We start from the raw sequence: 7,237 nt of genomic DNA, 5'->3' as shown, positions 1-7,237 counted from the left end.
AGAAAAAAGGGGCGAATGCCCCTTTTACAAAATAAACTAAATAAAAAATCTTTAATTCATTGCAGTTTTAGTAACTACACGAAGGTCGCTTTCAACATCTTTCACGTCTGAAGCATTTTTTGCGATTTCTACCGCCAAATCACGCTCAGCGTCAGAGTCAACTTCACCGGTCAACATTACTACACCGTTTTCTACATCAACGTCAATGTCGAAGCCTGAGATATCAGTATCCATCAGAAGACGAGTCTTTATTACTGTTGCGATTTTGGCGTCAGTCAACTCACTTGTACCTTCATCAACGGTATCTTCCACATCGTCAGACATTTCTTTGTGCATGTCGTTGTCAGCAATGACGGTAAGCTTGTTGTCAACAGACGCAACACCATCAATGTTAGCTACCAACTCTTCGGCTAATTTTTTATCAACAGAGTTTTCTACCTTGCCCGTAAGAACAACATTGCCGTCCTTCACGTCGGTATTAATGTCGAATGAATCTAGATTGCCGTTGAACAACAGCGTAGCTTCTGCTTTACCGTCAATCCATGCGTCTTTAGCACCTTTTTCCCACTTGTTGTCTGTGTCCATTTCACCTGCATATGCAGCGGTGGTAAGTGTTGTAGCTACAATCATAGAAATAATTGAACGTTTCATAACATTTCTCCTTTGTCGAAACTCACAACTACAAATGCTAAAACCTTGCCAACATAGTATCTTATTGTTTTATATACATTAATCATCTGTCGTCGAACATCACAATCTCGCGAAGTTTGCAAACTTTGCCTTATTTCGAGAATTTTTTACTTAAGATAAGTAGATAGTGCTTGCCCTTTGGAGAAAGCGTTGCCTGTAATCTGCCACTCAATAATCCTGTTTAAACAACAATAAGGAATTAACTTGGAAAAGATAAGTAGATCCCTGCACGGACACAGACGCTTAATAGAAAGGTAAGGTTAAACTTATTTCAGAAAACTGCCGTAAACATAACTATTGTTTTCACATCATCTACATAACCTCTCACAAGCAAACTAACTTTTTTGCTTTAGGTTATGTGTGTTTTGTCAGTTTTATTCAAGGACCATCTAGGCATGGACACTGCATTCACTGCTGCATCAGTCTTTTTTATCGTCGTAAGCTGGGCTCCACTTCTTCCTTCTTCACATTGGTCGGTAAGAGTATGGGAGTTTCCACGACTTCAAATAGCAGCGATTATTTCTCTATTACTTCTTGGGTACGCTTTTAAAGCAACATATTACGCTCCAGTAAATAGCCTTTCGCTGATTTTGGTAATAGGATTAATTGTTAGTTTGATTTACCAGGTTGTATGGATAATCCCCTACACTCCCCTTTACAAGCGTGAAGTGCAACGGGTGGGTGATGAAGACACTAGCCGTAAACTTAGTGTGCTTTCCAGTAACGTATACATGCCAAACAACGATTTTCGCAAACTCATCGAGCATGTGCGCAGTAAGCACCCCGATTTTCTGGTCACTCTTGAATCCAATGAAAAGTGGCAAAACGGCATAAGCGAAATAGAGTCAGAATATCCTTACCGCAAATTTTGTGCTCTAGAGAATCTTTACGGCATGCATCTTTACAGCAAGATCCCATTTGAAGAAGCTACATTGCGTTTTATGGTAGAAGACGATGTCCCATCTATGAGGGTGAAAATCAATCACCATGGTCAAGATGTACTGCTTTATTTTCTTCATCCAAAACCGCCCAGCCCTACAGAAAATACCTATGCTAAACCTAGGGATATCGAACTTACCGTAGTTGGAGAGGAAATTGCTAAAACAAAAGGTCCAATCATAGTAGCTGGCGATTTGAATGATGTCGCGTGGTCACCCACTACCAGGAAGTTTAAGAAAATAAGTGGCCTGTTGGACCCTAGAGAAGGCCGAGGCTTTTTCAATACATTCCACGCCAAGTACCCGCTAGTAAAGTGGCCGCTAGATCACGTTTTCCACTCTAAACACTTTGAATTAGTAAACATTGAGAAGTTGGAAAGTGTGGGATCTGATCACTATCCTCTTTATACCGAACTGGCATTAATTACCGACAAAGATTGATGCAATTCAATGATGTTTAACGAATCCCACGATGCTTTACACACCACATGAGGCTGTCACAAGCCTCTTCACGCTTTTTGAAGTGTGCCAAGCCAATTAGGCTGTGCTCTCTCGGCCAAACAGCTTGATTCAGGACTTCTTGATCTTGTTCGAGAAGTTGCTCGCTATCTAGCATGATCTCAATAGCTTTTTTATTGGGTTTTATCAGCGTCGGCGTAGCGCCTTTGACCAAATTAGAGCGTACACAAATATACTCTCGCTTTACAGGGTCGCGTACCACGCCGATATAGTTATCGTCGCAAATAATAGCAGGCCAGCCTTCAGTAATCCTGCTCTGCCCGAACATGATAAGTGTAAAAGCAACAAGTACAAAAAGCGTTAAACCGATGAACTGTGTGCTTAAATCTGGTGCGACACTTACGATTACTCCAACCACAGCCGCAAAAAATATCCAGCCACCAAATACCCTACGCATAGCGTTTGGAGAGATGCCTGATATTACATCAACCAACTTTAGCGATTGCTTGTCATAAGTTCGAATAATTACAGAAGATTGTGATTCCACAGCCTTTGTCCACCAAAGAAAAATACGAAAAATAGAAATTAATACGTCACAAGTAAGGCTGAAGATTTACCTACACTCTGAATGAGTAAACATCATTTTTAAAAGTCAAAATTTACTCGAAAGGAAACGTGTTAAGTAATAATTGTAGGAATATGCAAACTATTGAAATGTAATGTTTAACCTACTAGGCAAGCATATCAAAATTTATATCTGGGGCAAAGCTATTACGTATTTAATACGCGTTTACACCTCTCAGCTTTACTGAGTTTGTAAATTTTTCTGCCCACAGTGCACCTCTTGCGCTTCTCTTGGTTAGATCAACAGTAAATCAAATGCATAAAAAAACAAAAACAATATATTTCAGCAACTTACAATTTAGGAATACTCTTTGCTTTGTACAAAAGTATAACGTGCAAGGTGCACCGTTTAAGCTAAAGGCTTTAGAAAGGTTAGCAAAGGAGGTTGAGTATGCGTTCACCAGTAAGTGCAGTAACTATTGTTAAAAGTAGAACCGAGAAGCTTTGCAATTTAATTTCGCAGTTGGAGCAATGCTCACCAACGCCAGATGAACTTGTTATTGTATGGATGGCGCCACCTTCTGATTTGTCCCTCATTCAAAGCGAAAAATTCGATATTGTGCACAAGTTCACTACCCAAGAAGAACTGCCAATTGCGAAAGCGCGAAACAAGGGAATGCTGGCGGCTAAACATGAAAACCTTGTTTACTTAAATGTTGATGCGGTTATTTCACCTACACTTTGTAAAGATGGGCTTTTGGCATTAAAAGACAACACAGTGGTATTTACCTCCGTCGTCTTTTTACCTAATGAACGCTGCAACAAGCCGTATTCAACCATTTCAAAAAACGAACAGCAAATTGGTTATCTAGCAAGTAACGATGAAACGTTACCAAAAGAAGATAACAACGAAATACCTTCAAGAGATCAGGGAAATAATCATGGAAAGTTTAGTGACGATAGTATTTGTTCTACAGTGTTTTTTATTCGTAAGACAGACTTTCAGAAAACCGGCGGCTTCGATGAAGGCTACGCGGGTTTCGGACTAAACGACGAAGACTTTTTCACCAACTGCAGGGCACTCGGCTATTCGTTAGAGCAATTGCCTACGCGCACTTTTGCGCCACAGCGTCCCAATTATCAGTGTCCCGTCAATCACTTATTAGACTTTGTGCATAATGCGCAGCGCTTTCACGATAAATGGGGCTTCTACCCTTGCACTGAAGTACTCACCGCTTATGCAGAAAAGGGTTTCATCGATTCGAACTATGAAGTAAATGGATTGAAGATCATTCAGTTGCCCGAGCATGAAGATGAAAAAAGTAATGCGGATACGAGCGCTTCAACCGTTGCCCCGGCTTCTGCGGGATTTGAATTCACTTCTTTTCATCCGCCAGCTAAAAACCAAGAGCGTTTAAGCCGCACGGCTTAATTTCTGTTAAAGAAATAGGCGGTAATGTTCAAGTAGGGAGATATGGAATGTCTTTACTAAAACCCGATCTAACACACCGTTTTTTATCATTTGTAGGGGAAGGTGACTTCCCCTGTGTAGGCGCTAAATCGGCGCTCACTAAGAAGCAAATACATGTTCTGCAATTTGACAATATCTACTGCGAAAGTAATGAACCTGATATCTTAGCTTCAATTCACAAATTCGTGGATGCATTTTCGCTGAATCGTGATATGTACTCCTCACTAGTAGTGACGTTCGAACAGCCCGATACCATTACCGAAACTGAGTTTGATAAAGTACTCTGGGAAAAGCTTCAACGTCTTCATGAAGTAGACGCATGCTTAAAAAGTTGGGATAGCAAAGTATCAAGCGATCCGCACAGTGCACAATTTAGTTTAAGCCTTGGCGGGAAAGGCTTTTTCGTGATTGGGCTACACCCAAATGCCTCTAGAAAGAGCCGACGTTTTTCTCATCCCGCAATTGTGTTTAATTTACACGAACAGTTTGAACTGCTTCGTAAACAACAGAAGTTTGAAGCATTTAGGGATCATATCAGGAAGCGTGATGCCGCCTATTGCGGCAGTAAAAACCCATTGCTTGCTAACCATGGTGAAAGTTCTGAAGTTTATCAATACAGTGGTAAAAAGCACTCAGAAAGCTGGGAATGCCCCTTTAAACAGATAGAAAATTAATTCTTAAAATATAAAAGGCAAAGTATGAGACAAACTATACAGCCAAGAAGCGGTACTGCATTTACTATCAAGAAAGGTGAACGCCTTAAAGTCATTGACCCTGAAGGGGAACAAGTGGCCGACCTTTATGCCTTTAACGAGCATAATAAGGACGAGTTCATCTCCTCGGGTAGAAGTCTGGATTACAACGAAAGCCTTAAATTTAAAAAAGGCAGTTTGCTTTACTCAAATCAAAGCAACATTATGTTTGAAATTATCGAAGATAAAGTAGAAGACCATGACTTTTTACTAACGCCTTGTAGCGTAGACACCTTCAAACACTTCTACCCCAACGAAGAGCCGGTGCCAGGTTGTCACGGGAACTTAGTTGCCGCTTTCGCTGAATTTGATATTCCAGAGCATCATGTTTGCACAACCTTTAATACATTTATGAATGTCGAGGTAGACAATACAGGTAAAATTGCTGTTTTGCCGCCCAAATCGAAAGCCGGCGATTACACGGTATTTGAAGCTAAAATGGATATGATTGTAGGATTAACGGCTTGTTCTGCCGGTGAGTCTAACAACTTTCGATATAAGCCAATTCAATTTGAAATAATGCCTGCGAACCCGTTGTAGTTCGCAAGCATCACTTTAACAAACTAAGCCAGCACTATTGGAGGTCTGCGATAGTGCTCGGCTTGTCTTGCTGCCAGTTAAGCCGCATATCCCACTTGAAGCGATGCTCAGGTTTTAACGGCGGTTGCGCTGCATCGATATTACTTAAGACATTGGTTGCTTCGGTAAGCGTAGCATCGCGACCAAACAAATAGCTTTGCTCTTTAACTATGGTTAAGTAAGCTTTATTTAGCGCATAAGCGCGCTCTGATGACGGCGTTATAATGTCGTACACCGACTTAGCACGCTGCACTTTTTCTGTATTAACCATCCCTTTATCATCGAACCACTTTGCCAACATTTCTCCGTTTTGACGGAATTCATCACCGCCTCCTACACGCTCCATGTAGGTGAGGTATTCACCTTTTTCTTCGTTGATGTTTGGCACGTCTTCAATGGCACGCAAATCGATATAGCCCCACCCAGCTTCGCCAGGTACTTTACGGGCAAATGAAAATGTCTGGTCAAAGGTTGACCCTACTGTTTTATGACAGCCGTTACAAAAGGCTAGCTCTTGATCGTGCTGCGCACGCAGTTCACCCTGCTCATCTTCGATGAAGCCGTTGATTGTCCAACCAAAGCCGTTGTCTATCCCTTTCTCACCTAAATAGCGTGTTTGGGGCAGCTTTTCAAAATGCTTATCTTTTGCTTCCGCATAATAGGCAGAAGCTAGGCTTTCTCTACTTCTAAACATATGCTTTTTCATGTAGCGTACTTCTTTCATCCGCGGCGCGTTGTAGATATTCCCGTTTTCGTCCACACCAATGTAGCGTACGGTGTGCAAAAACTCGGTGCCTTCAGGGTAAAGCATATGGGCCAAAGGAACCGCACTCGCATCACCCACATAATGTGAGGTGCGAACAATTTCAGTTACAGATGGCGACAATTCACCGTCTTGGTTAACGTCTACATTAATGGCAGTTTCATCTACTGGCGCTACGCTTAGTTTATTAAGCTCCTTTAGCGTCATTTCAACCAAGCTTAGATTCAATGTGTAAACCGTTTTATGGTACTTGCCATTAAGCGTTTGAAAGTTACTTGGAAGCCTAATCATAGCATCGCCCGTCGACCCGTTCGTCGGCCAGAAGGTGCTTGGGAATGGTTTGTAATTGTATGATACCCATCCGCTGCCATCTTTGGCGAAACCGTCTTTGTCAAAAGCCTTATCAGCTTCACTTAAATTCTCGATGCGCATATATTCTGGCATTGCGTTGTTCTGAACTGATGCCGTGTAATTGTCTTGCTCTACGTATTTTTTAATTGTGGCATCACCAATACCCGCTATAAGAGACGTGCGGTCAATAAACAGGTTCTTCCAGCTATTTGTTAGCCCCACATCGGAAAATTCATAGTTACCCTGCAATGTACCATCCCCCATTTGGTTAGGGCGCTTTTCTGTGGAATCGTAACTTTGGTGACATGCATAGCAAGGGTTATTTACGCCTTCGGTTTTGGTGTAGCACTGGGGAGGGATCACCGATTCAGGGTTATACACTTCATTATGCTCAATATACGCAAGAGCGGGAATATCGTCCCCTTCTCGGTATGGGTAGGAATGTGCGCTATCGGCGTTTGTTTGAGCCGGTGAAAGCCCTTTTTCGTCAGCAGTATAAGTACTTACGCTTACACCGGTATTTGATTGATTGCTTAAATTAGCACTTGTGCTTTCAGTGCATCCTGCACTGATAAATAGTGAAAGCAGAATGCCTGCACCTGACATTATTTTTAGTATTTTCATAATCGTCACAACGGAAAAAGGCCGGGCGCGTAAACACCCGGCGTAT

Annotated in this window: 7 protein-coding genes; 4 read left to right on the top strand and 3 right to left on the bottom strand. The window is 41.8% G+C overall.

The genetic code is table 11. The features are described 5' to 3' along the window. Window positions 1–51: 51 nt before the first annotated feature. Complete coding sequence (locus V7R55_RS18025) at window positions 52–651, bottom strand: BON domain-containing protein (protein ID WP_334060625.1); 600 nt, start codon at window positions 649–651, stop codon at window positions 52–54. A gap of 434 nt (window positions 652–1,085) precedes the next feature. Between V7R55_RS18025 and V7R55_RS18020 the strand changes: the two genes are divergently transcribed. Further along, a complete protein-coding gene (locus V7R55_RS18020) occupies window positions 1,086–2,069 on the top strand; it encodes an endonuclease/exonuclease/phosphatase family protein (RefSeq protein ID WP_334060624.1) in 984 nt (327 codons plus the stop codon). 16 nt (window positions 2,070–2,085) lie between these two features. Here the strand turns inward: V7R55_RS18020 and V7R55_RS18015 are convergent, their stop codons facing one another. Further along, a complete protein-coding gene (locus V7R55_RS18015; protein ID WP_334060623.1) occupies window positions 2,086–2,634 on the bottom strand; it encodes a hypothetical protein in 549 nt (182 codons plus the stop codon). A gap of 468 nt (window positions 2,635–3,102) precedes the next feature. Here V7R55_RS18015 and V7R55_RS18010 point away from each other — a divergent pair, with 468 nt between their 5' ends. The 3 genes from V7R55_RS18010 to V7R55_RS18000 are packed head-to-tail and all read left to right on the top strand — an operon-like array spanning window position 3,103 to window position 5,414. Further along, window positions 3,103–4,083 carry a glycosyltransferase family 2 protein gene (locus tag V7R55_RS18010; RefSeq protein WP_334060622.1) on the top strand — a complete coding sequence of 327 codons (981 nt, stop codon included), beginning with the start codon at window positions 3,103–3,105 and terminating at the stop codon, window positions 4,081–4,083. 47 nt (window positions 4,084–4,130) lie between these two features. Further along, a complete protein-coding gene (gene gntA / locus V7R55_RS18005; protein ID WP_334060621.1) occupies window positions 4,131–4,796 on the top strand; it encodes a guanitoxin biosynthesis heme-dependent pre-guanitoxin N-hydroxylase GntA in 666 nt (221 codons plus the stop codon). A gap of 24 nt (window positions 4,797–4,820) precedes the next feature. After that, a complete protein-coding gene (locus tag V7R55_RS18000; protein WP_334060620.1) occupies window positions 4,821–5,414 on the top strand; it encodes an urea carboxylase-associated family protein in 594 nt (197 codons plus the stop codon). Between the two features lie 34 nt (window positions 5,415–5,448). Here the strand turns inward: V7R55_RS18000 and V7R55_RS17995 are convergent, their stop codons facing one another. Next, the gene (locus tag V7R55_RS17995; RefSeq protein WP_334060619.1) at window positions 5,449–7,191 is read right to left on the bottom strand and encodes a hypothetical protein; all 1,743 of its coding nucleotides are present in this window, start codon (window positions 7,189–7,191) and stop codon (window positions 5,449–5,451) included. Window positions 7,192–7,237 lie beyond the last annotated feature (46 nt).

The sequence above is a fragment of the Alteromonas sp. S005 genome (genome assembly GCF_036864475.1).
Classification (GTDB): Bacteria; Pseudomonadota; Gammaproteobacteria; order Enterobacterales; family Alteromonadaceae; genus Alteromonas.
The sequence above is the reverse complement of the archived record's forward strand: the minus strand, read 5'-3'. Positions and strand labels throughout refer to the sequence as shown.

Bases quoted from the DNA above. Each gene is read 5' to 3' on its own strand.
- V7R55_RS18025 (WP_334060625.1), bottom strand. From the start codon at position 651: ATGAAACGTTCAATTATTTCTATGATTGTAGCTACAACACTTACCACC.
- V7R55_RS18020 (WP_334060624.1), top strand. From the start codon at position 1,086: ATGGACACTGCATTCACTGCTGCATCAGTCTTTTTTATCGTCGTAAGC.
- V7R55_RS18010 (WP_334060622.1), top strand. From the start codon at position 3,103: ATGCGTTCACCAGTAAGTGCAGTAACTATTGTTAAAAGTAGAACCGAG.
- gntA (WP_334060621.1), top strand. From the start codon at position 4,131: ATGTCTTTACTAAAACCCGATCTAACACACCGTTTTTTATCATTTGTA.
- V7R55_RS18000 (WP_334060620.1), top strand. From the start codon at position 4,821: ATGAGACAAACTATACAGCCAAGAAGCGGTACTGCATTTACTATCAAG.
- V7R55_RS17995 (WP_334060619.1), bottom strand. From the start codon at position 7,191: ATGAAAATACTAAAAATAATGTCAGGTGCAGGCATTCTGCTTTCACTA.